Source organism: Mesorhizobium sp. WSM4306 (assembly GCF_007003975.1).
In the GTDB taxonomy this organism is placed as follows: Bacteria; Pseudomonadota; Alphaproteobacteria; order Rhizobiales; family Rhizobiaceae; genus Mesorhizobium.
This window is the reverse complement of sequence record NZ_VFTC01000011.1, coordinates 102,046-127,190: the sequence shown is the minus strand read 5'-3', so window position 1 is coordinate 127,190 and position 25,145 is coordinate 102,046. Positions and strand designations below refer to the sequence as shown.

Below are 25,145 nucleotides of genomic sequence, written 5' to 3'. Positions count from 1 at the left end.
CAACAGGAAGCGGACATGGCCGGGAAGACCCTGATCGCGCCATCGGTGCTGGCGTCGGATTTCTCGAAGCTCGGCGACGAGGTCGAGGCGGTGGCCGCGGCCGGCGCCGACTGGATCCATCTCGACGTCATGGACGGGCATTTCGTGCCCAACATCACCTTCGGCCCGCCGGTGATCAAGGCCATCCGCAACCGCACCAAGGCTTTCTTCGACTGCCATCTGATGATTGCGCCGGCCGATCCCTATCTGGCCGCCTTTGCCGATGCCGGCTGCGACGGCATGACCGTGCATGCCGAGGCCGGACCGCATCTCGACCGTTCGTTGCAGACCATCAAGGGTCTCGGCAAGAAGGCTGGCGTGTCGCTCAATCCGGCGACTCCGGAAAGCGCGATCGAATATGTGCTCGACCGGCTCGACCTGATCCTGATCATGACCGTCAATCCGGGCTTTGGCGGCCAGGCCTTCATCCCGGCCATGGTCGACAAGGTCAAGCGGGTCAAGGCGCTGATTGGCAACCGGCCGATCCGCATCGAGATCGACGGCGGCGTGTCGCCGGAGACAGCTCCCCTGGTCACATCAGCCGGCGCCGACGTGCTGGTGGCGGGCGCCGCCGTCTTCAAGGGCGGCAGCGTCGAAGCCTACCGGGCCAATATAGAAGCCATCCGAACCGCAGCCGACCGGGCTGCCGGCTGACATCGGTTTCAGCAAAATCCCGACAGCTCTGACCTCTTGGCTTGATCTTTCAGCCGGCGAGATGTTCCGGAACGCGGTCGACTGGCGGCAGTCGCCGGGACTGACCGTCGCGGCGAGCGACGCGATCACAGCATCTGGCACTACATCTGGCAGGCAAAATCTAGCGGCTGAACGCCGAAGGGCGTCTTCATTGCGGGAGGGACCAGTTCGGCAATCTGACGTGCGTTAAGAAAAAATTACCCGTGTTCCTGATCTCACAACCATGTCGCGAAGACGCGAGTCGCAAAATAGCACAAAGTTTCTTCACAACAGCAAGTTTTTCACGATATTCGTTACTTCTCCACAGTAAGATGCGCACAACCTTCCTCTTTAAGTCGAATATCGGGATCTTTCGCTTGAGGCATGGATGCCTTACGAGGTAGAGTAGATTCGCAAGGGAATCGTTTGCTTCGCGAGCGGGCTGACGGAGCATGGGAGAGCGATAGGAGTCATATTGACCTACGGATCTGCCGATATGAGCGAAGGCGCGGGGGCCAAAAGCACACTCGCCAGCACGGTCTATCAACAGCTTCGCGACGATCTCCTGCGCGGCGTTTTTGAAAGTGAAAGCAAGCTGCGGGTCGAATGGGTGGTCTCCCGTTACGGCGCCGGCGCCTCGCCGGTTCGCGAGGCTCTCAACCGGCTTGCTTCGGAAGGCCTGCTTGGCCGGCACGACCAGCGCGGCTTCTTCATCATGCCGGTCAGTGCCCCGGAACTCGAGGAATTGACGCGCACCCGCTGCTGGCTCGAAGAGCGGGCGCTGCGTGAATCCATTGCCAACCGCACCGGCGAATGGGAAGAGCAACTGGTGCTGGCCTTACATCGGCTGGCGCGCGCGCAGCGCCGTTTGCCGGAGGATCCGTCCTCGAATAATCCGGAGTGGGAAAAGCTGCATCGCGCCTTCCATCGGGCACTGATCGCAGGCTGTCGGTCGCACTGGCTGACCGGCTTTTGCGACCAGCTTTCCGATCAGGCCTCCCGCTACCGGCTGATCTCCCAGGACGGGCCCGAGCGCGACGATATCGGCGAGCATCGCCTGATTGCCGAGCGCACCGTGGATGGCGATGCCGATGGCGCCGTCGAAGCGCTGCTCAACCACTACCGTTTGACGGCGGCCATGTGCATGGAGCGCTTCAACGAGAGCGGCGATCTCGGGGTAAGCAAGGCGTTGCGCGGCCGCAGATAGCAACACTTGCGGTTTTCGATCCGAAATCCGCTTGCAGCGGTGTTCCGAAAAGCGGTTGTTTTTTTTCGAGGCCATGCGCTAGGGAAGACGCATGAGCAATCACCTGTTCGATGCCTTCCGCGACCGCATGCCCGCGCCTGGGCGCGCCTTGATGGAGACCGATGACGGGCGTTCGATCCGCTACGGCGACATGCTGTCGGGGTCGGCGCAATTGGCGCAGGCGCTGAAGCATTTGGGCGTCGAGCCGGGCGATCGCGTCGCGGTGCAGGTTGAAAAAAGCCCCGAATGCATTTTCCTTTATCTGGCCTGCCTGCGCGCCGGTGCGGTCTTCCTGCCGCTCAACACCGCCTACACGTTGACGGAGCTCGGCTATTTCTTCGGCGATGCCGAGCCGCGGCTGGTCGTCTGCGACCCGGCGCGGGCCGGCGATATCGCGCCGCTGGCAAAGACTTCGGGCGCAGTTACCGCCACACTCGGCCGAAACGGTGAAGGCTCGCTGACCGAACTGGCCGCGCAACAGCCCATGGATTTCAACGATATGGCGCGCGGGCCGGACGACCTCGCGGCGATCCTCTACACATCGGGCACGACGGGCCGTTCGAAGGGCGCCATGCTCAGCCACGAAAACCTGGCCTCCAACGCGCGCGTGCTGGTCGAGCAATGGCGCTTCACGGAGGAAGACGTGCTGATCCATGCGCTGCCGATCTTCCACACGCATGGCCTGTTCGTCGCTACCAACGTCGCCCTGATGGCCGGCGCCTCGATGCTGTTCGAGCAGAAATTCGACGCCAGCCGCATCGTCTCGCTTCTGCCGCGCGCCACGGTGCTGATGGGCGTGCCAACCTTCTATACCAGGCTCTTGCTGCAACAGGGACTCGACGCGCGGGCAGCGAAGAATATCCGCCTGTTCGTTTCCGGCTCGGCGCCCCTGCTCTCAGAAACGCACAAGGCCTGGCGCGAACTGACCGGCCACGCGATCCTCGAGCGCTACGGCATGACCGAGACCAACATGAACACCTCGAACCCTTATGAGGGCGAGCGCCGCGCTGGCACGGTCGGCTTCCCGCTCCCCGGCGTTTCGCTGCGCATCGCCGATCCCGACAGTGGTGCTGCGCTAGCTCAGGGTGAGGTCGGCATGATCGAGGTGAAGGGGCCGAATGTCTTTTCCGGCTACTGGCGCATGCCGGAGAAAACCAAGGCGGAATTCCGCGCCGACGGCTTCTTCATCACCGGCGATCTCGGCCTTATCGATGCCGACGGCTACGTCCACATTGTCGGGCGCGGCAAGGACCTGATCATTTCCGGCGGCTACAACATCTATCCGAAGGAGATCGAGAGCGAGATCGACGCGCTGGCCGGAGTCGCGGAAAGTGCGGTCATTGGTCTTGCCCATCCCGATTTCGGCGAAGGCGTCACCGCTGTCGTGGTTCGGGAGCCTGCCTCGCAGATTACCGGGGCCGAGATCGTTGGCGCCATTGCCGGCCAGCTGGCGAAATACAAGCACCCGAAGCAGGTCATCTTCGTCGATGAATTGCCGCGCAACACGATGGGCAAGGTGCAAAAGAACCTGCTGCGCGACACCTACAAGGGCCTCTACGGCCGTTAAGAAGCCGGCTAATCACTTCTCTTCAGGCACTCCACTGTCACCGGTTCGCGGTTCGGTAGTGCCGTCCTTACCTGCGCGGCTTTGGGGTGCCGGAACCCCATAGGGCGCGGTTCAGCAGGCTGCGTTTGCGCTTGCGCGGGATGAGGTCGACATCGCTGACGAGCTTGGCGCCGCCCTCACGCCTTTCCAGGGTGATCTTGCGGCTGTGGAAGGCTTCGAGCTCAGCGCGGTGCGCCACGCTGATGATGGTGACATCAGGCAGTTCGCCGATCACCGTCTTCATCATCGCGTCCTGGCTCTTCTCGTCGAGCGCCGAAGTCGCTTCATCCAGCACCACGATATCGGGGCGATGCAGCAGCAGGCGCGCGAAGGCGAGGCGTTGCTTTTCGCCACCCGACAGCGTCTGGTCCCATGGCGCGTCTTCCCTGATCCTGTCGGTGAGATAGCCAAGCCCCACCTTGTCGAGGGCAGCCTTGATCTGCTTGATCGTCCACTTGTCCGCCGCCGCGGGATAGGCGACCGCGCGGCGAAGCGTGCCGGTGGGGATATAGGGGCGTTGCGGCAGCATGAACAGGCGCCTGTCGGCGTGGAAATTGACGCTGCCGCCGCCCCATGGCCACAGGCCCGCGACTGCCCGCACTAACGTCGACTTGCCTGAACCAGATTCGCCAGCCACCAGCACCCGCTCGCCCGGCTCGATCGCGACCTCGGTTTCCTTGACCACGGAGGTGCCGTCGTCGAGTGTCACGGAAAGATTGTCGAGGCTGAGGATGGCGCCGTCTTCGGTTTCGCCCCGGTTGATGCGTCCGAGCGCATCGCTCTGCTCGGCGCGCTCGAGCCCGTCGAGCGACATCATCAGCGAGGCAATGCGCCGCGCGGAGGCGTTCCAGTCGGCGAGACGCGGATAGTTGTCGACCAGCCAGCCGAACGCGCCTTGCACGATGCCAAAGGCAGACGCCGCCTGCATCACCTCGCCAAGCGTCATCGAGCCTTCGAGGAATTTTGGCGCGCACAGCAGGATCGGCACGACCGGCGCAAACAGGCTCGATCCCTGCGACACCGCCGCCGTGCGCATGTGCTGTCCGGTCAGCAGCGCCCATTGCCTCAGCACATGGCCGAAATTCCTGTCAATGCCGCCGCGCTCCTCCTCCTCGCCGCCCAGCAAGGCGATGCTCTCGCCGTTTTCGCGCACGCGCGTCAGTGTGTAGCGCAGTTCGGCCTCCGCCTGGTTCTTCCGCTCGGAGAGCTGGACGAAATTGCGGCCGATGACCACCATCGAGGTCGAGGTGATGGCGGCATAGATGATCGCAGTGATGACCAGGAAGCCGGGAATGGTGATGCTCTCGCCGCCGATCGGCAGGGTGAGCGCGCCGCCGATGGTCCACAGCACGACAATGAAGGTCGAGGCCGACAGGAACGCGTTGAGGACGCCGGCGATGAAATCGACCGGCGACTCGGTGGCGATGCGCAGATCCTCGGTCATGCGGGCCTCGGGGTTCTGGTGGTCGCCGCCCACGAGGTTCAGCTGGTAGTAGCGGCCGTTTGCCAGCCAGCGCGCGACGACCCCGGTGGTCAGCCAGGAACGCCAGCGGCGCTGGATCGTCATGCGCAGGTAGACCTGCGCGACGACAAGGCTGCCGCTGCAGATCACCAGCGGCACGAATACGGCGCTGAGGAAATAGACTGTGCGGGCGTTGCGCTGCTCGAGGGCATCGAACATCGAGCGGTTCCAGACATTGATGCCATACTGGAAACCGATGTTGGTGCAGATCAGCAGCAGCACTCCGATCGTGAATGGCCAGGCGAGCCGGTCGCCGCGCCGGCTCCAGTAGCCGCGCGCGCTGATCCAGAAACGCCGCAGCAGGTATTTCTTGCGCGCCTGCTCGGCCTCTTGGGGCGTCAGCTGCGGATCGGGTTCGATAGCTTCCGGCGGCGGTCCCGCCTGGCCGTCGACCTCCGGCGCTGCGTCGGCGGGCGTTGGCTTCTTTTCGCGCGGCGTCTCCTCGCCCGTTCGTCGGTCGTGCGGCTTTTGTCGTGATGGCTTTTCCCGGCGCGACTTCGGGGCATCGCTCGGTCTGATGCCGTCGGTCGGTTTCGATTTGGGTTTCGCCTCGGACATACGCCCCGACAACGGCCTCAAAATCAAAAGGTTTCATAGCTTGAGACGACAACGGCCGCAGCCCTGTCATTTCAGGCTGAGCAGCTCCACAACATGGTCGGCGATTGCCAGGCTCGCCGTCAGGCCGGGGCTCTCGATGCCGAACAGATTGACGATCGGCCCAGCGCCGTGCTCGGCCGGGCCCTGGATGACGAAATCTGCCGCCGGCTGGCCTGGACCGGACAGTTTTGGCCTGACGCCGGCATAGGCGGGCTGCAATGCGCCATCGGCAAGGCCAGGCCAGTAGCGCCGGATCTCCTCGTAGAAGGCGGCGCTTCGGCCGGGATCGACGGTATAGTCGACGCGATCGATCCATTCGACATCAGGGCCAAAGCGCGCGCTGCCGCCGAGGTCGAGGGTCAGGTGAACGCCAAGACCGCCATGGTCTGGCACCGGATAGATCAGCCGCGAAAAGGCCGAGCGGCCGGACAGCGCGAAATAATTGCCGCGCGCCAGCCATAGCGGCGGAACGAGGTCTGGCGGGAAGCCTTCGATTCGTCTGGCCAATGCCTGGGCGTCGAGGCCGGCGGCGTTGATGAAGGCACCGGCCTTGAGACGGAACCCCTCACCATCGGCGTCACGCGTGTCGATCCGGATGCCGTCGGCTTCGATGGCCGCGCCGGTAACAGTCGTGAGCAGCGCGAAGGATACGCCAGCCGCTTCCGCGTCGCCACGCAGCGACAGCATCAGCGCCTGGCTGTCGACGATGGCGGTCGACGGTGACAGCAACGCGCCGGCGCATGTCAGCGCCGGTTCCAGGCTTCCGGCTTCGCTGCGGGTCAGGAAGGCGAGATCGTCGACACCACAGGTTCGCGCATTGGCTTCGATCGCCTGCAGCCTGTCCAACTGGTCGGGTTCGACGGCAACAATCAGCTTGCCGGTGCGCCGATGAGCGACGCCGTGTTCGCGGCAGTAGGCATAGAGACGCTCGCGCCCCTCGACGCAGAGCCGGGCCTTCAGACTGCCCGGCGCATAGTGGAGCCCGGCATGGATGACTTCCGAATTGCGCGAACTGGTGCCCGTGCCGATGGCTGCGGCCTTCTCGACCACCAGCACCTCACGGCCCGACAGCGCCAGCGCACGGGCAATGGCGAGGCCGACCACACCCGCCCCGGCAACAACGCAATCGACATCATGCATGGATGGACTTTAGCGCCGACTGTCCGCGCCTGCAAAAGCCCTGTTGCCGCCGATCCATACGCCCTTGACGTCGAGATCGTCCGACAGGGCGACGATATCGGCCGCGGTGCCGTTGGCGAAGCGGCCAAGCCGGTGCGCCTGGCCGACCGCTTGCGCCGGATAGAGCGAGGCCATCCGCAAGGCCTCCGACAGGTCCAGCCCGATAATCCTGTGCACATAGCGGACGGCCGAGATCATATCGAGATCGGCGCCGGCCAGCGTGCCGTCGGCCAGCCGCAGGCTGCCGTCCTTGCGATAGATGATGCGGCCGTTGAGGGTGAACGAGGTCATGTCGGTTCCGATCGTCGCCATGGCGTCGGTGACCAGCACGATCCTGCCCGGTCCCTGCTTGGCGCGCAGCGCGATCGCCATGGTGGCTGGATCGACATGGATGCCGTCGGCGATGATGCCGGCTGAGAGGCCGCCAATGTCGATGGCCGCGCCCGCCAGCCCCGGCTCGCGGTTGCCGATCTGGCTCATGGCGTTGAACAGGTGGGTGACCACGCTGGCGCCGGCTTCTGCGAAGGCTTTGGCCGTGGCGTAGCCGGTGTCGGAATGGCCGAGGCTGACGACGATGCCGGCCTTGGCGAGGGCGGCGACGCGGACAGGTTCGACGGATTCGGGCGCGATCGTCGTCAGCAGCACCGGCAGGTTTTTGCGCGCCGCGATCAGGGCCGCCTGGTCGGCATCCGTCATCGGCCGGATCAGCGCCGGGTCATGCGCACCCTTGCGGGCGACGGAGAGATGCGGGCCTTCGAGGTGCAGGCCGAGAAAGCCCGGCAGCTTCTGCCGTGCCGCTTCAGCGCCGGCGGCAATGGCCGCGGCGGTGATCTCCGGCGTATCGGTAATCAGCGTCGCCAGCAGCGCCGTGGTGCCGAACGGCGCATGCGCCCGGCAGATGGTTGCGAGCGAGGCGACATCGGGATGGTCGTTGAGCATCACGCCGCCGCCGCCATTGACCTGCAGGTCGACGAAGCCCGGCGCAAGCATGCCGCCGCCGGTGTCGATCCGGGCAACGCCTGACGGAACAGCGCCGACAGGATGAATGCCTTCGACCGCATCGCCCTGCACGACAAGGGCGGCATTGTCGTGCCAGTCGTCGCCGTCGAAGATGCGGGCGCCAGTCAGGGCAAAACGGTCGCTCATACGGTTTCCGTCACCTTGCGCAGATTGCGCGGTACATCCGGATCGAGGCCGCGATGGCGGGCGAAGGCCTCGACGAAGCCGTAGAAGGACACGATCAGCGTCAGCGGGTCGGTCAAGGGATGACCGGTGGCGACATGCGGCAGCTGTGCGGCGCTCTTGGCTTTATCCGAGGTTACAAAAACGGCGGCACCCTTGCCGGCAAGGTTGTCGGCGGCCTCGGCCACCGACGGCTCGGAGGCGTCGCGGGCGGCCAGCGCCAGCACCGGGAAGCCCGGCCCGACCAATGCCAGCGGGCCGTGCATGACTTCGGCCGCACTATAGGCCTCGGCGTGCATGCCGCAGGTCTCCTTGAACTTCAGCGCCGCCTCATTGGCCATCGCCGCGGACGGGCCGCGGCCGAGAATGAACAGCGATTGCGGCGTCTCCAGCGCGCCGGCCAGCGCCATCCAGTCGCAGGCGATCGCCTTGCTGAAATGTTCGGGCAGGCGGGCGAGGGCGGCCAGCAGCTTGTCGTCGCCGGTGCAATGCGCCATCAGCGCCAGCCCGGCCACCGCTGAATTGACGAAGGTTTTCGTCGCCGCAACGCTGCGCTCCGGCCCGGCCAGAATGTCGATGGCAAAATCCGAGGCCCGTGCCAGCGGCGAATCGGCGGTGTTGGTGATGGCGACGGTGAGTGATCCGCCGGCCCTGGCCGTCTCGGCCATGGCGACGATATCAGGGCTCTTGCCCGATTGCGAGATGGCCAGGCAAGCCGACCCGGCAAGCTTGAGTTTGGCGCCGTAGATCGAGGCGATCGACGGGCCGACCGAGGCGACGGCCAGACCAGCGGTCAGTTCGACGGCATATTTCATGAAGGTGGCGGCATGGTCGGACGAGCCGCGCGCGACGGTAACGACGAAGCTCGGATCGCGTTCGCGAATGCCGCGTCCGGCCTCGGTCAGCACCGCCGCCGAGCCGTCGAGCAGGCGCGCCACGGCTTGCGGGATTTCGTCGATCTCGCGCCGCATATGGGTGGTGTTGGGGATCATGGTCGGCCCTCTTCGCTCGGCCCTGTCAGCCGCAGTTCGGCGACGAAATCATAAGCGTCGCCCCGGTAGATGGAACGGGTGAATTCGATCACCTTGCCGCTCGCCAGATAGGAAATGCGTTCAATGTGCAGGCCGGCAATGCCCGGCGGCACTTCGAGCAGGCGCGCATCGGCGTCGCCGAGATTGGCGGCGGAAATGCGTTGCACCGCCCGCACCGGCCTGTTGCCGGTCAATTCCAGCGCCGCGTAGAGAGAAGAGCCTATCCCTGCCGGATCGGGCAGCGCGCTGGCCGATAGCGAGGCGCGTTCGATGGCCAGCGGCGTGTCGTTGGCAATGCGCAGACGCGACACCCGCGCCACCAGTTCGTTCGACGAAAGGCCGAGCACCATCATCTCGTCGGGCGAGGGCGCATAGAGGCCGCGATCGAGCCAGGCCGAACGCACCGCCATGCCGCGCCGGGCCATGTCCTCGGTGAAGGAGGTGAGCCTCGACAGCGACTGCTCGACGCGCTCCATGCGCGGCGCCACGAAGGTGCCGGAACCATGGCGTTGCACGAGGATGCCGCCCTTGACCAGATCCTGTACCGCCTTGCGCACGGTGACGCGCGAAATATCGGCCTTGGTCGCGATGTCGCGCTCCGACGGCAGCGCGTCGCCCGGCCCGATCAGGCCGCGATTGACGGCGTCCTCAATGCTTTTCCTGAGCTGGAGATAGAGCGGCGCGCCGCTCTGCGACGACTGCTTCAGCGTGGCGAAGATCTGGTCGGCGGCCTCGCTCATCGCGCCGCCTCCGCTCTGGCGAAGATGCGAGCTGCCATCTGCACGGCACCGCCCAGCGCATCGTCGAGCGGCGCCTTCAGCAGCGCCTGGTAGCGTTGGGAAAGGCGCGGCGTATAGAGCGGCGCCAGCCCGCCGAGCAAGCAGAGCGGTGCGCCATCAGAAAGGCCGAGCGCGCCAAGCGACGCCTCGACATCGGCGACAGCTTTGTCGACGATCCAGTTGGCGACCGCATCGCCCTTTTCGGCATGCTCGAACACTTTGGGTGCGAAGCCGCCGAAATCACCCGGCTTGGCGTTGGTGGTGAACTCGACCACGTCTTCGGGATTGTTGCGGAAGGTGGCCATCATGCTGTCGGTCAAGGGCGAGCCCGGGCGGACGCCGTCATGGGCGAGCAGCGTCTGTTCCAGCAAATCGCGGCCGATGCGGGCGCCGCTGCCCTGGTCGCCGACCTGGAACCCCCAGCCGCCAATGGCGCGCGATGTGCCGCCCTTGCGCGCCATATAGGCGGTGCCGGTGCCGAGGATGGCCATGGCGCCGTCGCCCGAACCGACAGCGCCTTCGAGCGCGATCTCGGCGTCGGTCTCGACGCGGCTGACGCTGAACGGCAAGATTGCTTCGAGCTGCTGCCGATAGGTGCCGACATTGGCGCCGGCAAGGCCAAGAATGGCTGGTGTCTGCGGGATCAGGTCCGGGTCTTGCCCGGCGGCGATGAAGGCCTGCCGTGCTGCATCGACGATGTGGGTCCTGGCGCCGGTGAGATCGGTGCGGATGTTGGCCGCGCCGCTTTTGGCACGGCCAATGACAGCGCCATCGCCTGTCGCAAGGGCTGCCCTGCAGCTGGTGCCGCCGCCATCGATACCGAGCACGAAATTCACGCGATTTCTCCTCGGGGCGGATAATACCAATAAAATACCAATAGCCAAGGATTAATTTCCGTTTCAAAAAGATTAAGGCGTATTTTATTGAAAAAACTAGACATTTCGTTGGCTCGGCGATTTCTGACGCCCAAATCCGTTAATGCGTGTGGACAAGTGGTATTTTTTTGGTATTGTTCCTTCATCGGAGGGACAGGGATGGCCGAACTGCGCACCGAAGCGCTTCACAGGAATGCCGAGGGACTGGACATCCAGGCCCCGGACACCATCCTTTCTTCTTTGGTCAATGCACAGATCGAGGCCGCCAAGGCAGTCCGCGACGCCATTCCTGCCATCGCTGCCGCAGCCGAGATCGTCGCCGGGCGGCTGAATGGCGGCGGCAAGCTCGCCTATGCGGCGGCCGGCAGCTCCGGCCTGATGGCGCTGGCCGACGCGCTGGAATTGCCCGGCACTTTCGGCATCAAGCGCGAGCGCATCGTCATCCTGATTGCCGGTGGCGACGAGGCCTTCAAGACGCTGCCCGGCGGGCCGGAAGACGACACCGACGAAGCCTCGGCGGCGGTCGCCGGCGCCGGCATCGGCAAGAGCGACTGCCTGATCGCCATTTCGGCCAGCGGCTCGACGCCCTATGCGGTGCAGGCGCTGAAGGATGCACGCAGCCGGGGTGCCGCGACCATTGCCATCGCCAACAACAAGGACACGCCGCTGCTCAAGCTGGCCGACGTTGCCATCCTGCTGGAAACACCACCGGAGGTGATTGCCGGCTCGACGCGCATGGGCGCCGGCACCGCGCAGAAGATCGCGCTCAACATGCTGTCGACGCTGACCGCAATTCATCTCGGCCATGTCCATGACGGCTACATGGTCAACCTCACCGCCGACAACATCAAGCTGCGCGACCGCGCGGCACGCATCGTCGCCGCCATCAGCGGCCTGGACAGGCAAGATGCCGCGCGCCTGCTCGAAGCGAGCGGCGGCGTTGTCAAGACAGCCATTCTGCTCGCCGCCGGCGCTGCCAACGCCGATGTGGCCGAGAAGATACTGGAAGGGACCGGCCAGAAGCTCAGGCCAGCCCTTTCCGCGATTGAGGGGAACAAGGGCGCGAAGGCCCCTGTTCTCAAAACCGAACCTGAAAAAGGTCAACAGGGAGACTAAGCATGACAAGGAAACTACTGACGGCACTGCTTCTCGGCACCAGCATTCTCGGCACCGCCGGGTTGGCTCACGCCGCTGACGTTACCCTCAATATCGAAAGCTGGCGCGGCGACGACCTCACCATCTGGAAGGACAAGCTGATCCCGGCCTTCGAAGCGAAGAACCCCGGCATCAAGGTGGTGTTCGCACCCTCGGCGCCGACCGAATATGACGCCGCACTCGGCGCCAAGCTCGCTGCCGGCTCGGCTGGCGACCTGATCACCTGCCGCCCGTTCGACAAGTCGCTCGAACTGTTCAAGAAGGGCAACCTCGCCGACCTGTCGGCGCTGCCCGGCATGGAAAACTTCTCGCCCGTCGCCAAGGCTGCCTGGCAGACCGACGACGGCAAGTCGAGCTTCTGCGTGCCGATGGCCTCGGTCATCCACGGCTTCATCTACAACAAGGACGCCTTCGACAAGCTCGGCATCAAGGTGCCGACGACGCGTGACGAGTTCTTCGCCGCGCTCGACAAGATCAAGGCCGACGGCACCTACATCCCGATGGCGATGGGCACCAAGGATCTCTGGGAAGCCGCGACCATGGGCTATCAGAATATCGGCCCGAACTACTGGAAAGGCGAAGACGGCCGCGCAGCCCTCATCAAGGGCGAGCAGAAGCTGACCGACGCCGACTGGGTCGCACCCTACGCCGAACTGGCCAAGTGGAAGCCCTATCTCGGCGACGGCTTCGAAGCCCAGACCTACCCGGACAGCCAGAACCTGTTCACCCTCGGCCGCGCCGCCATCTACCCGGCCGGCTCGTGGGAGATCGGCCTGTTCAACACCCAGGCGCAGTTCAAGATGGGCGCCTTCCCGCCGCCGGTCGAGAAGGCCGGCGACACCTGCTACATCTCCGACCATACCGATATCGGCATGGGCCTGAATGCAGCGTCGAAGAATGCCGATGCGGCCAAGACCTTCCTGTCCTGGGTCGCTTCGCCGGACTTCGCCACCATCTACGCCAACGCATTGCCGGGCTTCTTCAGCCTGAACTCCAGCCCGGTGAAGATGGAAGACCCGCTGGCGCAGGAATTCGTCTCCTGGCGCGACAAGTGCAAGTCGACGATCCGCTCGACCTACCAGATCCTGTCGCGCGGCACGCCGAACCTGGAAAACGAGACGTGGGTTGAATCGGCCAACGTCATCAACGGCACCGATACGCCGGAAGCTGCGGCCAAGAAGCTGCAGGACGGCCTCGACAGCTGGTACAAGCCGGGCAAATAAGACCTCAGACAGACCGGCCGGGCGCGTGCCCGGCCGGCCTTCAATTTACAGATTGCGATTGTCGGCACTGCCTCTCGGCCTTACCCTCTTGTCTTGTGGGGAAGGCTGGCTGACCAGTCGCAGGCCTTCGTCCTGCCCATGCCGGGGCAAGGACATCGGGGCCGTGCATCGAGGCATCATCTGGCATCGACACCCTTTGGAACCGAGAGACGGCGGGGACCGCACTCATGGCCGCAGAAACACGACCGAAACGACCGTTCCGCTGGCATATCGGCGTCTTCCTGGCGCCGGCGCTGCTGGTCTATACGGCGATCATGATCCTGCCGCTGGCCGGCACGCTGCAACTGTCGCTGTTCCGCAACATCGAACAGCACCAGGTCTTCGTCGGCTTTGACAATTTCCGCACCTTGTTCGGCGACCCCAACTGGTCGGTCAATTTCTGGAATGCGCTGCGCAACAATGTCTGGTTCTTCATCATCCACATGCTGGTACAGAACCCGATCGGCGTCATGCTGGCGGCATTGCTGTCCAGCCCGAGACTGAGGTTCGCCGCCTTCTACCGCACGGCGATCTTCGTGCCGACCATCCTGTCCTTCGTCATTGTCGGCTTCGCCTGGAAGCTGATCTTGTCGCCGCTGTGGGGCGTGGCGCCGCATCTCATGGACCTGGTCGGCCTGAAAAGCTTCTTCACGCCATGGCTCGGCAAGGAACAATATGCGCTGACCGCGCTCAGCCTGATCTCGGTGTGGCAGTTCATCGGCATCCCGATGATGCTGATTTACGCCGCGCTGCTGTCGATCCCCGAAGAGGTGATCGAAGCCGCCGAATGCGACGGCATTACCGGCATGTCGCAGTTCTGGAAGATCAAGCTGCCGCTGATCCTGCCGTCGATCGGCATCATCTCGATCCTGACCTTCGTCGGCAATTTCAACGCCTTCGACCTGATCTACACCGCGCAAGGGGCGCTGGCCGGGCCGAACTATTCGACCGATATTCTAGGCACTTTCCTCTACCGTGCCTTCTTCGGCTTCCAACTGCAGGTCGGCGATCCCAATATGGGTGCGGCGATCGCCACGATGATGTTCCTGATCATCCTCGGCGGCGTCTGCGTCTACCTGTTCCTCGTCCAGACGCGCCTGCGTCGCTACCAGTTCTGAGGAGCGAGAGATGAGCCTGGCCACCCGTTCCCTGCCCCGCACCATCGGCGCCCACGCGATCCTGTTGACCTATACGGTGATCGCGCTGTTCCCGGTGATCCTGGTCATCGTGAACTCGTTCAAATCGCGCGCCGGCATCTTCAGCGAGCCGCTGACGCCGCCGACGCCGAAGACCTTCGACCTGATCGGCTACAACACGGTGATCGGCCAGGGCGACTTCATCCACTATTTCCAGAACAGTCTCGTCGTCACCGTGGCCTCACTGTTCTTCGTGCTTCTGTTCGGCGCCATGGCGGCGTTCGCGCTGTCGGAATACCGCTTTCGCGGCAACACGCTGATGGGGCTTTATCTCGCGCTCGGCATCATGATCCCGATCCGGCTCGGCACCGTCGCCATCCTGCAATTGATGGTGGCGAGCGGGCTGGTCAACACGCTGACGGCGCTGATCCTGGTCTACACGGCGCAAGGCCTGCCACTGGCCGTCTTCATCCTGTCGGAATTCATGAAACAGGTGTCCGACGATCTGAAGAATGCCGGCCGCATCGACGGCCTGTCGGAATACACGATCTTCTTCCGGCTGGTGCTGCCGCTGGTCCGGCCATCCATGGCGACGGTCGCCGTCTTCACCATGATCCCGATCTGGAACGATCTGTGGTTCCCGCTGATCCTGGCGCCATCGGAAGAGACCAAGACGGTAACGCTCGGCGCCCAGCTGTTCCTCGGCCAGTTCGTCACCAACTGGAATGCCATCCTGGCAGCGCTCTCGTTGGCGATCATGCCGGTGCTGATCCTCTACGTCATCTTCTCGCGGCAGCTGATCCGCGGCATCACTTCCGGAGCCGTCAAGTGAGCGACGGGCAGGACATTGTCGTACAGGCCCTTGTCGAGACAGCGAGCCGCTATGGATTTCGCGGCCTTCGCGCCAAAAATTTCTATCGAGAATGGCCGGAGACGATCTGTGTGCTGAATCTTCAGAAGTCTTCCTGGGGGCCACAGTTCTATATCAACGCCGCTGTCTGGTTTACGCGGCTTGGGCCGGAGCGCCGGCCGAAGGAATACAAGTGCCACATTCGTTGGCGCGTCGATTCGATGATGCGAGACGAACAGTCGAAGGCGTTCGCGCGGGCGCTTGACCTCGAGCATCCCTTGCCTGCCGATCAGAGGCATTCGCTGATCACGACTGGCGTCAATACTTACGGCTTTGGGCTCTTGGCGCGTTGCGACAGCGAACTGGCTGCTCTTCAGGTCGCGGAAGAATGCGGGCCGCACGTCATGGTGGCTCTCGCAGCCCGTAGTCAAGAAAAGGCGAATTGAAATGGCTCAACCTCTTCGCGTCGTTGTCGCCGGCCTCGGCAATATGGGCCGCAGTCATGCGCTGGCCTATCACACCAATCCGGGGTTTGAGATCGCGGCGCTGATCAACCGTTCCGACGTGCCGCTGCCGGACGGGCTTGCCGGCTATGGCATCCGGCGCTCCTTCGACGAGGTGCTGCGCGACGAAAAACCCGATGTCGCCTGCATCGCCACCTATTCGGACAGCCATGCCGACTATGCGGTGAAGGCATTCGAGGCCGGCTGCCATGTCTTCGTCGAAAAGCCGCTGGCGACGACGGTGGCCGACGCCAAGCGCGTCGTCGCGGCGGCCAAGGCCAACGGCAAAAAGCTGGTGATTGGCTACATCCTGCGCCATCACCCGTCCTGGGTCCGGCTGATCGCCGAGGCGCGCAAGCTGGGCGGCCCTTACGTGTTCCGCATGAACCTCAACCAGCAGTCGTCAGGCCCGACCTGGCAGACGCACAAGCAGTTGATGCAGACGACATCGCCGATCGTCGATTGCGGCGTGCACTATCTCGACGTGATGCTGCAGATCACCGAGGCCAAGCCGGTCGAGGTGCGCGGGATGGGACTGCGGTTGACCGAAGAGATCGCGCCGACCATGTACAATTACGGCCACCTGCAGGTGCTGTTCGACGACGGTTCGGTCGGCTGGTACGAGGCCGCCTGGGGGCCGATGATCTCGGAAACGGCCTTCTTCGTGAAGGACGTGATTTCGCCCAATGGCTGCGTGTCGATCGTCATGAAAGAGGGCGTGAAGTCTGACGACATCGACACCCACACCAAGACCTCTACCATTCGCCTGCACAGTGCCGCGACCGGGGCGGACGGCAAATTCGCCAGGCCGGACGAGATGCTGTCGATGGAAGGCGAACCCGGCCATCAGGATCTCTGCGACCTCGAACAGGCCTTCGTGCTGAAGGCGATCCGGGAAGACATCGACCTGACCCGCCACATGGACGATGCGGTGAAGTCGCTCGCCGTCTGCCTTGCCGCCGATGAGAGCGTGCGCAGCGGCGCCCCAATTAAACTCTAGGTAGAGTCAAACTCTAACGACAGGAACGAAGCCGTGGGTTCGCTGGTAATCGAGAATGTGAAGAAGGCCTTCGGGCCGGTCGAGGTGCTGAAGGGCATCAACCTCGAAGTGACCGACGGCGAATTCGTCGTCTTCGTCGGCCCGTCGGGCTGTGGCAAGTCGACCTTGCTGCGGGTCATTGCCGGGTTGGAGGATTCGACCTCGGGCCGGGTGGTGATCGACGGCGCGGATGTTTCGGCCACGCCGCCGGCAAAACGCGGCATCGCCATGGTATTCCAGACCTACGCGCTCTACCCGCATCTGACAGTGAAGAACAATATGGGCCTCGGCCTCAAGCAGGCCGGCACGCCCGCCCCGGAGATCGATCGTCGCATCGGCATCGCCTCGTCGATGCTGTCGCTGGAACCTTATCTCGAGCGGCGGCCGGCGGAGCTGTCGGGGGGCCAGCGCCAGCGTGTCGCCATCGGGCGCGCCGTGGTGCGCGAACCAAAACTGTTTCTGTTCGACGAGCCGCTGTCGAACCTCGATGCAGCACTTCGTGTCAACACGCGGCTGGAGATCGCGCAACTGCATCGCCGGCTAAAGGCGACGATGATCTACGTCACCCACGACCAGGTCGAGGCGATGACGCTGGCCGACAAGATCGTCGTGCTCAATGCTGGCCGTATCGAGCAGATCGGCGGCCCGATGGAGCTCTACAATTCGCCGGCAAATGAATTTGTCGCCGGCTTCATCGGCTCACCGAAGATGAACTTCATCGATGGCGCGCGGCTGGGTGAGACGGCCAAGACCATCGGCGTGCGGCCGGAGCATCTGACGGTCGATGCGAAGTCCGGCGCCTGGAAGGGAACGGTGGTGCACGCCGAACATCTCGGCGCCGACACCAATCTTTATCTCGACTGTGAGAAGGCCGGGCTGATCACGGTGCGTATTTTCGGCGTCTACGACGCGGAGCCGGGTGCGACGCTCCATGCGACGCCGGAGCCGGGGAAGACGTATCGGTTCGGGGCGGACGGGATGACGATCAAGTAATCCGCTACAGACAGTAACCCGGGCGGTTACACCGCGCCGAGCAGCATCGCTCCGTGGATGGCCGCCTGCCAGCCCAGGGCCGCCCAGCGTATGTCCAAAGGCTGGACAACAAGCGAATGCGGCAGGCTGTCGGCGATCCGCTGCTTGAGCGTCTGACGGGGATAGGACTTCATGTCGACGATGCCGCCGCCGATCAGGATCGTCTGCGGGGAAAACAGGGCGGCTGCCGTTGCGATCGTCACCGCCTGCTGCCACACGATCTCGTCGAGCCATTCGCGCAACGACGGCGGCTGCCCGGTCGCCGAAAAAAGATCGGCCACCGGGATATCGTAATCCGCCGCGAGGTCGACCAGCGTCGCCCCCGAGGCGTAGGTTTCGACCCGGTTTGGCGGTCCGTTCTCGTCAGGCCGGTAGATCGGCATATGGCCGATTTCGAGCGCCCAGCCGCCACCCCTGAAAATGCCGTCCTTGCCGAGATAGGCCGCACCGATGCCGGTGCCGAGATAGACCGCCAGCACCTCCTTTTGCCGCTTCACCGCGCCGGCAACGCTTTCGCCCAGCAATTGCAGCACGACGTCGCGTTCGAGCCGGACGGGAACGCCGAGACGCGAAGCCAGTTCGGTGCCCAGCCGGATACCGTTCAGTTCGGGAATGTTGGCCGTGTGCAGCACCGTGTCGAAATCGCGGCCGATGAAGCCAGGCACGGTCGCAACGACCCGCGCGGGCTTGAAGCCGGCATCGCGGCAGGCCGCGGTGACCGCATCGGCCAACCCCGCCACGGGCGCGCCCTGGCGCAGCTGCGCCGTCGGGTAGGTGCGGGCAAACTCCACCGGGATGCCATGGTCGGCAAAGCCAACCTTGACCGACGTGCCGCCGATCTCGACCACGGCGATCGTGTCATCCGTCGTTTTGTCGGTCATAAGAGCGCTTCCAGGAACTCCGAAAGACAGGCGCGGAATTCCCGCCGGTAGGCTTCGCGATCCTGCGATTTGGCGGTGATGGTGCAAAGCCGGGCCGACGGTATGAGCCCGGCCAGCGCCTGCGCGTCGGCCAGTCGGTGGACGAGGTCATGGTCATGGCCGATGACCAGGGTCGGAACAGTGATTGCACGGATGTCGGCCTCGCTGACGCCGGGACCATCGCCCGCGATTGCCACCAGCAGCCTGCCGAACAGAACCGGGTCCGGGCGAGTGAAGAAGCCTTGCAGGCTGCTGAGATTGTCCGGCGCCAGCCTCGCCAGTTCCGCGGCCGTGGTGCTGTCATCAAACAGACGCCTGGCATGCTCGGGCGAATGGCGCATCAAGAGATCGCCGACCACGGCATAGGGCTTCATATTGGCCGGTGCAGCCTGGGACACCCAGGCAGGCCGTGCCAGCACCAGCGCGCGCACGCGAGCCGGCCTGTGCACCGCCAGACGCAGCGCCAGCGCGGCGCCCATCGAGATGCCGCCGACGACAGCCGGACCGATGCCGATAGCCTCGGCCAGCGCTTCGACGTCCTCGGCAAACGTCGCAATCGAAAGTCGCTCGACCGGCCCATAGCCGGATCCACCCTGACCCCGGCATTCCAGCGTCACACGCCGTGTCTGCGGCAGGTCGGGAAACACGTCGGCGACCTGCGCAGCATCGCCCCCCAGCCCATGCTGGAAGACGACGGGAAGGCCGGCGCCGACATCCCGGTAGGCAAGATCGGCGCCGTCGCGGCTGAAAGTCTTCTTCACGCTCTGTCGCTCTCTTCAAGCACGCTGCGCAGAAAAGCGCCGACACCGGGCGCCTCGGCCTCCGTCAGACCATGCGTGATCAACGGACCGTCGAAGCCGGCGGCTCTCAGACGGCCGATGAAATGCGGGAAATCGACAACGCCCTGTCCAGCCGCGGCAAAACTGCCGTCCGCATACCGGTCCTTGGCGTGGGCCATGCCGATTTCTGCGGCCAGCAGACCGACGGCCTCGTCGATCAGACGATGACGCTCGGCTTTGTCGGCCACTTCGAACAGATTTGCCGGGTCGAGCACGATGCGCAGGCGCGCGCTGTTCGTCTCGTCGAGCAGACGCCGCGCGGCCCGCGCGCTGGAGACGACATTGGCGAGTTCAGGCTCGATGCCAAGCTCGATGTCGAAGCGGTCGGCAATCGCGATCGCCGCCTCCATCTCCGTGCGAAGATCGCTCCAGGCCGCCTCGGAGCCATTGTCGGGATGCCAGCGCCACTGATCCTCAGCATCCCTGGTGCCGGTGCAGAGCGTAATCAGGCGCGTGCCAATATCGGCGCATGAGGCGGCGAGCACCTCAAGCCGGGCAAGACCTGACACACGAACCAAGCGGTCCGGGTGGATCATGTTGTAGGTTCCCGAAACCGCTGCAATCGAAACGCTGGTCTCGCCGCTCGCCACAGCGACGGACCGGGCCGCGCCGGGCTCGATGCTGTCCGGCATCGACGGCAGGCCAAGGCAGGCCATGTTGAACTGCGCCGCCACGTAGCCGGCATCCGCGACCGCGCGTAGCACCGGCACGGCGCCGGTGGCAGTGAAGGTCTTGGCGAAAATCCCAAGCTGCATCAGACGACCCCGTCGACGTCGGCGAGGTTGACGGCGCGGCCGCCGGCAGCGGCGGAGCGGGCGATGGCCGCCATTCCCCTGACGGATGCGATGCCGTCGTCGATGCCGGCGCCGACCATGGGCGCGCCATTCAGCACGACATCGGCGAAGCCTTCGAGCTGGCGGCGGTAGAAGTGACCGTCCGCGCCAAGCGTGCGATGCCAGCTGCCATCGGCCTCGCGGAAAATGTCGACCTCGCTGCTCTTGTAGTACCAGGGGTTATAGGTCTTAGCGAGAACGCTGCCGTTCTGGCCGTAGATCTGGAACCCTTCGTGCCAGTCCATACGCACAGCCACGGTCAGGTCGAGATGGCCGATCGAACCGTCGGCGAAGATGGTGGTGACGAACCAGCAATAGGCGCCGTAGCGCTCGGTGAGCCGCGCTTCGACAGCCTCGATCGGGCCATGCAGATGACGGGCGGTGTCGAGGAGATGGCTGCCATGCGCCAGCATGTAGTACTGACGCAGATCCGCCTTGGGATTGACGGAAGGCTTGCGCGCCTTGGCGCTGGTGATGATGAGCGGCTGCACCGCATTGGTCATCGGGTAGCGGTGGGTGCTGTCGCAATACCAGCCTTTGAACGCCAGCCGCTCGCCCATCTCGTCGTCGACGAAGGCCTTTGCCGCCTGGATGCCTGGATCGAAGCGCTTCATATGGCCGACCTGGAGCACCTTGCCGCTCTTGTCGACCGCGGCCCGCAAGCCTTCGACTTCCTCGACCGAAACACCCAGCGGCTTTTCGCAAAGCACATGCTTGCCGGCATCCAGCGCAAGTTCCGCGGCCTTCACGTGGAACGTGTCCGATGTCGCGATGATGACGGCATCGAGGTCGGGATCGGCCAGCATCTGGCCATAATCGGCATAGGATTTTTCGGGCGCGAAAGTGGCCGCCATCCTGTCGCGCAGATCGTCGGCGACATCGCAGATGGCATAGAGATCGGCATTGCGCGCCTTGGTGCAGGATTCGAAATGCGCCGCCTGCGCAATCGGGCCGCAGCCGAGTACGCCGACACGCAGCCGCTTTTCGTCTTTGCGAGGCATGGAATTCTCTCCTGATTAGCGCGCGGCGAGGCCGCGAAGTTGAAATTGTGGATCGCCCGACAAAGCTGCCTGGTGCAGCAGGCAGGCAGCGCCCAGTGCCGGACCCTCGGCGCCGACGCGCGCCAGTTCGACCGTGGGAACCGGATAACCTTCGGCCAGGAAGTCCAGCAGGAAAGCTTCCACCTGCTCGGCGACAAAAGGATAGATTGCATTGACCGAGCCGGAGAGGATGATGCGTTCCGGCTGCAAGGTGCAGGCGAGCGTCGCCAAGCCGCGGCCGAACCAGAGCGCCCAGTCGCGCGCCGTGGCGACGGCCGCCGGATCGCCGCTGGCAAGCGCTGCGACAAACTCATCCACGCCGGCGCGCCGCCCGCTTATGTGGAGGTAGCGAGCGAGCAAAGCATCCTTGCCGACATAGGATTCCAGCCGGCCTGGGCGCTTGGCATCGAAGACAAAGCCTTCGTCGCCAATGCGCAGATGACCGATTTCGCCGGCGCCGCCGAGCCGGCCGCGATGCAGTCTGCCGGCATTGATGATGCCGCCGCCAACGCCGTTCTCGATCAGGATGACCAGGGCATCCTCGTCGTCCTTTCCTGGCTGCGCACCGTATGTTTCGGCCACCGCGACGGCGTTGGCATCGTTTTCCAGCAGGATCGGAAAATCGTCGCCAAAGGCATTACCCAGCAGCTCGGCCAGGTTGACCCCGTGCCAGCCAAGGATGGTGGCATGGTATGAAATGCCGTCGGCGGCGGGGAAGCCAGGCACGGCGACATTCAGCCCGTATGGACGCGCACCCTCAGGCAACTGCGAACGGATCTCGGCAACGAGTTCCCTAATGATGGCGACTGCGGCTTCAGGCGTGCTGCCCGGGCCGGCAAAGGCTCTCGAGGCGCTGGCACGCAGCGCGCCGGCAAGGTCGACAGCCACCGTCGCGATCCAGTTCACGCCGATATAGGCGCCAAGGAAGAAGCCGCCATTGCCGTCGATCTCGACCAAGATTCCGGGGCGGCCGACGCGGCCCTCGCCGTCTTGCTCGTCATCAGCTTCATCCGACCGCTCACGCGCCAGACCGGCTTCGGTCAGGCCGAGCACCAGAGCGCCGGTGGTCGACCGGGTCAGGCCGAGATCGCGTGCGAGCGCTGCCCGGCTCAACGCGCCGGCACGAAACAGCGCTGCAAGGGCTCGCGTTTCATTCGGCCGAAGATCGGTCGACACCAGCACGTTTTCCTTCTCAATTTGTATGGAAAACATACTAATTGGTTTTCATGCCGGTTTGAAAGGGCCAAAATAGGACGTCACGCAACAAAACATTTATCGGTCCAAGCCCAATGGCCTGAGTTTCAAACGACAATTTGCGTTAACAACTTACAAATCTGCCGCTGCTCACCGCCGGCCTCAGCCACTACAATATCGGCCAGCGTCCTTATGACATGGTCTTCGAGACATCGTGGCGCTGGACAGACTGAGCAAGGGCGGCACGGTCGAACCGTTCATCAAGATCGGCACCGAAGTCTGCACACCGGAAGACGCGCTGACGACCTGCGGCAAGGTCGCCAACTGATCAGGCCTCCCAGGCCTGTCCTCCGGCCGTATCGGCCGGGGGCTTCGAGGGCAGGCTTGTCAGTTGACCTGGCTCGCTTCGACCGGTGAAGGTCGGAACGCTCAGCAAAGCTGACGCGCAATTTTTGACCGTGCGCTAAAATCGTTCCTCGTGATTCGGCCCCTATCGGGCCTCAACGCAAGGAACGGCATGAGCAAGGCCCTCAGTACATTCGCATTGGTTGCAGTATTCACCGCATTGCTCATGGCGCTCAGCCTGGCGGTGGCCAGGCATGGCTATCCCTATGGCGCAATTGGGGTCCGGCGGCTGGACGGCATTGCCGATGCCGGCTCGTTCCTGCCGCTCGCCGCCGTCTACTTCTTCAGCGCCATGCTGATGATGATCCTGCCGATCCGAGCTGCCGGCATTGTGCTCACCCATGCGGCGGACGCGCTGTTCTGGGCGGTGATCGCCCTGTTCGCCACCATTGTCGGTTGCCTCGTCGCCCGCTGGGCCTTCGGCCAAAGCAGCGTGCTGTGGGCACTGGTCAACTGGCGCTTCCTGTTCGCCGCGGCAATCGTCGGCAGTCATTTCACCATGAACGAGCTGCGCCGCAATATCCTGCTGAGAAGCCTGTTCTTCGTCATCTTCGCAGCGGCGACGCTGGCCTGCCTGTTCTGGTCTTTTCCGACCTGACAAAGGCCCGCTTCATATCGTCCATTTTGAGGTCGCGGCTTTCGCAGCCGCGTGGCATCGGCTATCCAGTCGCCAGCGTCACTTCGCCCCTCACAGTGTCGTCATTTGTCTGATAAATGGTTCAGACATACGGCACCGCCAGTGAACAATTACAAGGAAACCGCGACATGACCCTGTTCCGCAAGAATCTGATCGATGGCGAGTGGGTCGGCGAAGCCGGCTCGCGCAACATCAACCCGTCCGACACCGGCGATGTCGTTGGCGAATATGCCTCGGCCGGCGCCGAACAGGCCAAGCAGGCGATTGCAGCCGCGAAAGCCGCCTTCCCGGCCTGGTCGCGCTCGGCGCCGCTCGCCCGTCACAGCGTGCTGAAAAAGGCCTCGGACGAGATCATGGCGCGCAAGGATGAGATCGGCCGTTCGCTGTCGCGCGAAGAGGGCAAGACGCTGGCCGAGGGCATTGGCGAGACCATCCGCGCCGCCCAGATCTTCGATTTCTTCGCCGGCGAGACGCTGCGCCTGTCAGGCGAGTTGGTTCCCAGCGTGCGTCCGGGCGTCGGCGTCGAGATCACCCGTGAAGCCGTCGGCGTCGTCGGCATCATCACGCCGTGGAATTTCCCGATCGCCATTCCCACCTGGAAGATCGCCCCGGCGCTCGCCCACGGCAACACCATCGTCTTCAAGCCGGCCGAACTCGTCCCCGAAAGCGCTTGGACCATTGTTGATATCCTGCACCGCGCCGGCCTGCCGAAAGGCGTGCTCAATCTGGTCATGGGCAAGGGCTCGGTGGTCGGCCAGGCCATGCTCGACAGCCCCGACCTCAACGCCATCACCTTCACCGGTTCGGTCGGCACCGGAAAACGCGTCGCTGCAGCAAGTGTCGAACACATGCGCAAATTCCAGCTCGAAATGGGCGGCAAGAACCCGCTGGTCGTGCTGGATGACGCCGACCTCGCCATAGCGGTCGATTGCGCCATCAACGGCGCCTATTTCTCGACCGGCCAGCGCTGCACGGCCTCGTCGCGCCTGGTGGTGACCGAAGGCATTCACGACCGCTTCGTCGCCGCGCTCAAGGAGCGCCTGGACAAACTCGTCATCGGCGATGCGCTCGACGCCAAGACCCAGATCGGACCGGTCGTCGATGCGAGCCAGCTGAAGCAGGACGAGGACTATATCGCCATCGGCAGTCAGGAAGGCGCCAAGCTCGCTTTCGGCGGCGAGCGGCTCGATCGCGAAACACCCGGCTTTTATCTCAGGCCGGCGCTGTTCACCGAGAGCACCAACGCCATGCGCATTTCGCGCGAGGAAATCTTCGGGCCGGTCGCCAACGTCATCCGCGTCAAGGACTATGACGAAGCGCTGGCGGTGGCCAATGACACGCCCTTTGGCCTGACCTCTGGCATCTGCACATCGAGCCTCAAGCACGCCACGCATTTCCGGCGCAATTCCGAAGCCGGCATGGTGATGGTCAATCTGCCGACCGCCGGCGTCGATTTCCACGTTCCATTCGGCGGCCGCAAGGGTTCGAGCTACGGTCCGCGCGAGCAGGGCCGCTACGCCGCGGAGTTCTACACCACGGTGAAGACAGCCTATACATTTGCCGGCTAATCGG

At 64.1% G+C, this 25,145-nt stretch carries 23 protein-coding genes; 12 read left to right on the top strand and 11 right to left on the bottom strand.

The window, feature by feature from the left end:
- Positions 1-15: 15 nt before the first annotated feature.
- The 3 genes from rpe to FJV77_RS15395 all read left to right on the top strand — a co-directional run bounded on the left by rpe (position 16) and on the right by FJV77_RS15395 (position 3,524).
- Positions 16-693, top strand: coding sequence for a ribulose-phosphate 3-epimerase (gene rpe, locus FJV77_RS15405; RefSeq protein ID WP_142867643.1), 678 nt, complete (start codon positions 16-18; stop codon positions 691-693).
- A gap of 493 nt (positions 694-1,186) precedes the next feature.
- On the top strand, positions 1,187-1,918 hold the full coding sequence (locus FJV77_RS15400; RefSeq protein ID WP_142867642.1) for a GntR family transcriptional regulator: 732 nt from the start codon (positions 1,187-1,189) through the stop codon (positions 1,916-1,918).
- A gap of 91 nt (positions 1,919-2,009) precedes the next feature.
- A complete protein-coding gene (locus FJV77_RS15395; RefSeq protein ID WP_142867641.1) occupies positions 2,010-3,524 on the top strand; it encodes a malonyl-CoA synthase in 1,515 nt (504 codons plus the stop codon).
- A gap of 67 nt (positions 3,525-3,591) precedes the next feature.
- Here FJV77_RS15395 and FJV77_RS15390 read toward each other — a convergent pair whose 3' ends face one another.
- From FJV77_RS15390 to FJV77_RS15365, 6 genes are all read right to left on the bottom strand, one after another.
- Complete coding sequence (locus FJV77_RS15390; protein WP_142867640.1) at positions 3,592-5,643, bottom strand: ABC transporter ATP-binding protein/permease; 2,052 nt, start codon at positions 5,641-5,643, stop codon at positions 3,592-3,594.
- A 66-nt stretch (positions 5,644-5,709) separates the two neighbouring features.
- Positions 5,710-6,822 carry an NAD(P)/FAD-dependent oxidoreductase gene (locus FJV77_RS15385; protein ID WP_142867639.1) on the bottom strand — a complete coding sequence of 371 codons (1,113 nt, stop codon included), beginning with the start codon at positions 6,820-6,822 and terminating at the stop codon, positions 5,710-5,712.
- 9 nt (positions 6,823-6,831) lie between these two features.
- Entirely contained in the window at positions 6,832-8,007 is a 1,176-nt protein-coding gene (gene nagA, locus FJV77_RS15380) for an N-acetylglucosamine-6-phosphate deacetylase (protein WP_142867638.1), read from the bottom strand.
- Entirely contained in the window at positions 8,004-9,035 is a 1,032-nt protein-coding gene (locus FJV77_RS15375) for an SIS domain-containing protein (RefSeq protein WP_142867637.1), read from the bottom strand. The genes nagA and FJV77_RS15375 overlap by 4 nt, the downstream gene beginning before the upstream one ends.
- Positions 9,032-9,814: a GntR family transcriptional regulator gene (locus FJV77_RS15370; protein ID WP_142867636.1), complete on the bottom strand. Its 783-nt coding sequence runs from the start codon at positions 9,812-9,814 to the stop codon at positions 9,032-9,034. Before FJV77_RS15370 ends, FJV77_RS15375 begins: the two co-directional genes overlap by 4 nt.
- Positions 9,811-10,689, bottom strand: coding sequence for an N-acetylglucosamine kinase (locus tag FJV77_RS15365; RefSeq protein ID WP_142867635.1), 879 nt, complete (start codon positions 10,687-10,689; stop codon positions 9,811-9,813). The genes FJV77_RS15370 and FJV77_RS15365 overlap by 4 nt, the downstream gene beginning before the upstream one ends.
- Positions 10,690-10,887: 198 nt before the next feature.
- Between FJV77_RS15365 and FJV77_RS15360 the strand changes: the two genes are divergently transcribed.
- From FJV77_RS15360 to FJV77_RS15330, 7 genes are all read left to right on the top strand, one after another.
- Positions 10,888-11,844 (top strand): N-acetylmuramic acid 6-phosphate etherase, encoded by a 957-nt coding sequence (locus tag FJV77_RS15360; RefSeq protein WP_142867634.1) that lies wholly within the window; start codon positions 10,888-10,890, stop codon positions 11,842-11,844.
- A gap of 2 nt (positions 11,845-11,846) precedes the next feature.
- Positions 11,847-13,106: an ABC transporter substrate-binding protein gene (locus tag FJV77_RS15355; RefSeq protein ID WP_142867633.1), complete on the top strand. Its 1,260-nt coding sequence runs from the start codon at positions 11,847-11,849 to the stop codon at positions 13,104-13,106.
- 227 nt (positions 13,107-13,333) lie between these two features.
- The gene (locus FJV77_RS15350; RefSeq protein ID WP_112561217.1) at positions 13,334-14,263 is read left to right on the top strand and encodes a sugar ABC transporter permease; all 930 of its coding nucleotides are present in this window, start codon (positions 13,334-13,336) and stop codon (positions 14,261-14,263) included.
- A gap of 10 nt (positions 14,264-14,273) precedes the next feature.
- Positions 14,274-15,113, top strand: a complete 840-nt coding sequence (locus tag FJV77_RS15345; RefSeq protein WP_142867632.1) for a carbohydrate ABC transporter permease — start codon at positions 14,274-14,276, stop codon at positions 15,111-15,113.
- Positions 15,110-15,577 (top strand): DUF4304 domain-containing protein, encoded by a 468-nt coding sequence (locus tag FJV77_RS15340; protein ID WP_142867631.1) that lies wholly within the window; start codon positions 15,110-15,112, stop codon positions 15,575-15,577. Before FJV77_RS15345 ends, FJV77_RS15340 begins: the two co-directional genes overlap by 4 nt.
- 1 nt (position 15,578) lies before the next feature.
- Complete coding sequence (locus FJV77_RS15335; RefSeq protein ID WP_142867630.1) at positions 15,579-16,634, top strand: Gfo/Idh/MocA family oxidoreductase; 1,056 nt, start codon at positions 15,579-15,581, stop codon at positions 16,632-16,634.
- 33 nt (positions 16,635-16,667) lie between these two features.
- Complete coding sequence (locus FJV77_RS15330) at positions 16,668-17,666, top strand: ABC transporter ATP-binding protein (RefSeq protein WP_142867629.1); 999 nt, start codon at positions 16,668-16,670, stop codon at positions 17,664-17,666.
- A gap of 26 nt (positions 17,667-17,692) precedes the next feature.
- On the opposite strand, the gene FJV77_RS15325 is transcribed toward FJV77_RS15330, so the two are convergent.
- From FJV77_RS15325 to FJV77_RS15305, 5 genes are read right to left on the bottom strand one after another with little or no spacing between them, the layout of a single operon-like run.
- Positions 17,693-18,586, bottom strand: a complete 894-nt coding sequence (locus FJV77_RS15325; protein ID WP_142867628.1) for an ROK family protein — start codon at positions 18,584-18,586, stop codon at positions 17,693-17,695.
- Positions 18,583-19,386: an alpha/beta hydrolase gene (locus FJV77_RS15320; protein ID WP_142867627.1), complete on the bottom strand. Its 804-nt coding sequence runs from the start codon at positions 19,384-19,386 to the stop codon at positions 18,583-18,585. The genes FJV77_RS15325 and FJV77_RS15320 overlap by 4 nt, the downstream gene beginning before the upstream one ends.
- Positions 19,383-20,219, bottom strand: a complete 837-nt coding sequence (locus FJV77_RS15315) for a sugar phosphate isomerase/epimerase (RefSeq protein WP_142867626.1) — start codon at positions 20,217-20,219, stop codon at positions 19,383-19,385. The genes FJV77_RS15320 and FJV77_RS15315 overlap by 4 nt, the downstream gene beginning before the upstream one ends.
- Positions 20,219-21,298 carry a Gfo/Idh/MocA family oxidoreductase gene (locus FJV77_RS15310; protein WP_142867625.1) on the bottom strand — a complete coding sequence of 360 codons (1,080 nt, stop codon included), beginning with the start codon at positions 21,296-21,298 and terminating at the stop codon, positions 20,219-20,221. The genes FJV77_RS15315 and FJV77_RS15310 overlap by 1 nt, the downstream gene beginning before the upstream one ends.
- A 15-nt stretch (positions 21,299-21,313) precedes the next feature.
- Positions 21,314-22,549 carry an ROK family transcriptional regulator gene (locus FJV77_RS15305; RefSeq protein ID WP_142867624.1) on the bottom strand — a complete coding sequence of 412 codons (1,236 nt, stop codon included), beginning with the start codon at positions 22,547-22,549 and terminating at the stop codon, positions 21,314-21,316.
- 499 nt (positions 22,550-23,048) lie between these two features.
- Between FJV77_RS15305 and FJV77_RS15295 the strand changes: the two genes are divergently transcribed.
- Together FJV77_RS15295 and FJV77_RS15290 are read left to right on the top strand one after the other, a co-directional pair.
- Entirely contained in the window at positions 23,049-23,534 is a 486-nt protein-coding gene (locus FJV77_RS15295) for a hypothetical protein (RefSeq protein WP_142867623.1), read from the top strand.
- A gap of 167 nt (positions 23,535-23,701) precedes the next feature.
- Positions 23,702-25,141 (top strand): aldehyde dehydrogenase family protein, encoded by a 1,440-nt coding sequence (locus tag FJV77_RS15290; RefSeq protein ID WP_142867622.1) that lies wholly within the window; start codon positions 23,702-23,704, stop codon positions 25,139-25,141.
- The last annotated feature ends 4 nt before the right edge of the window (positions 25,142-25,145 follow it).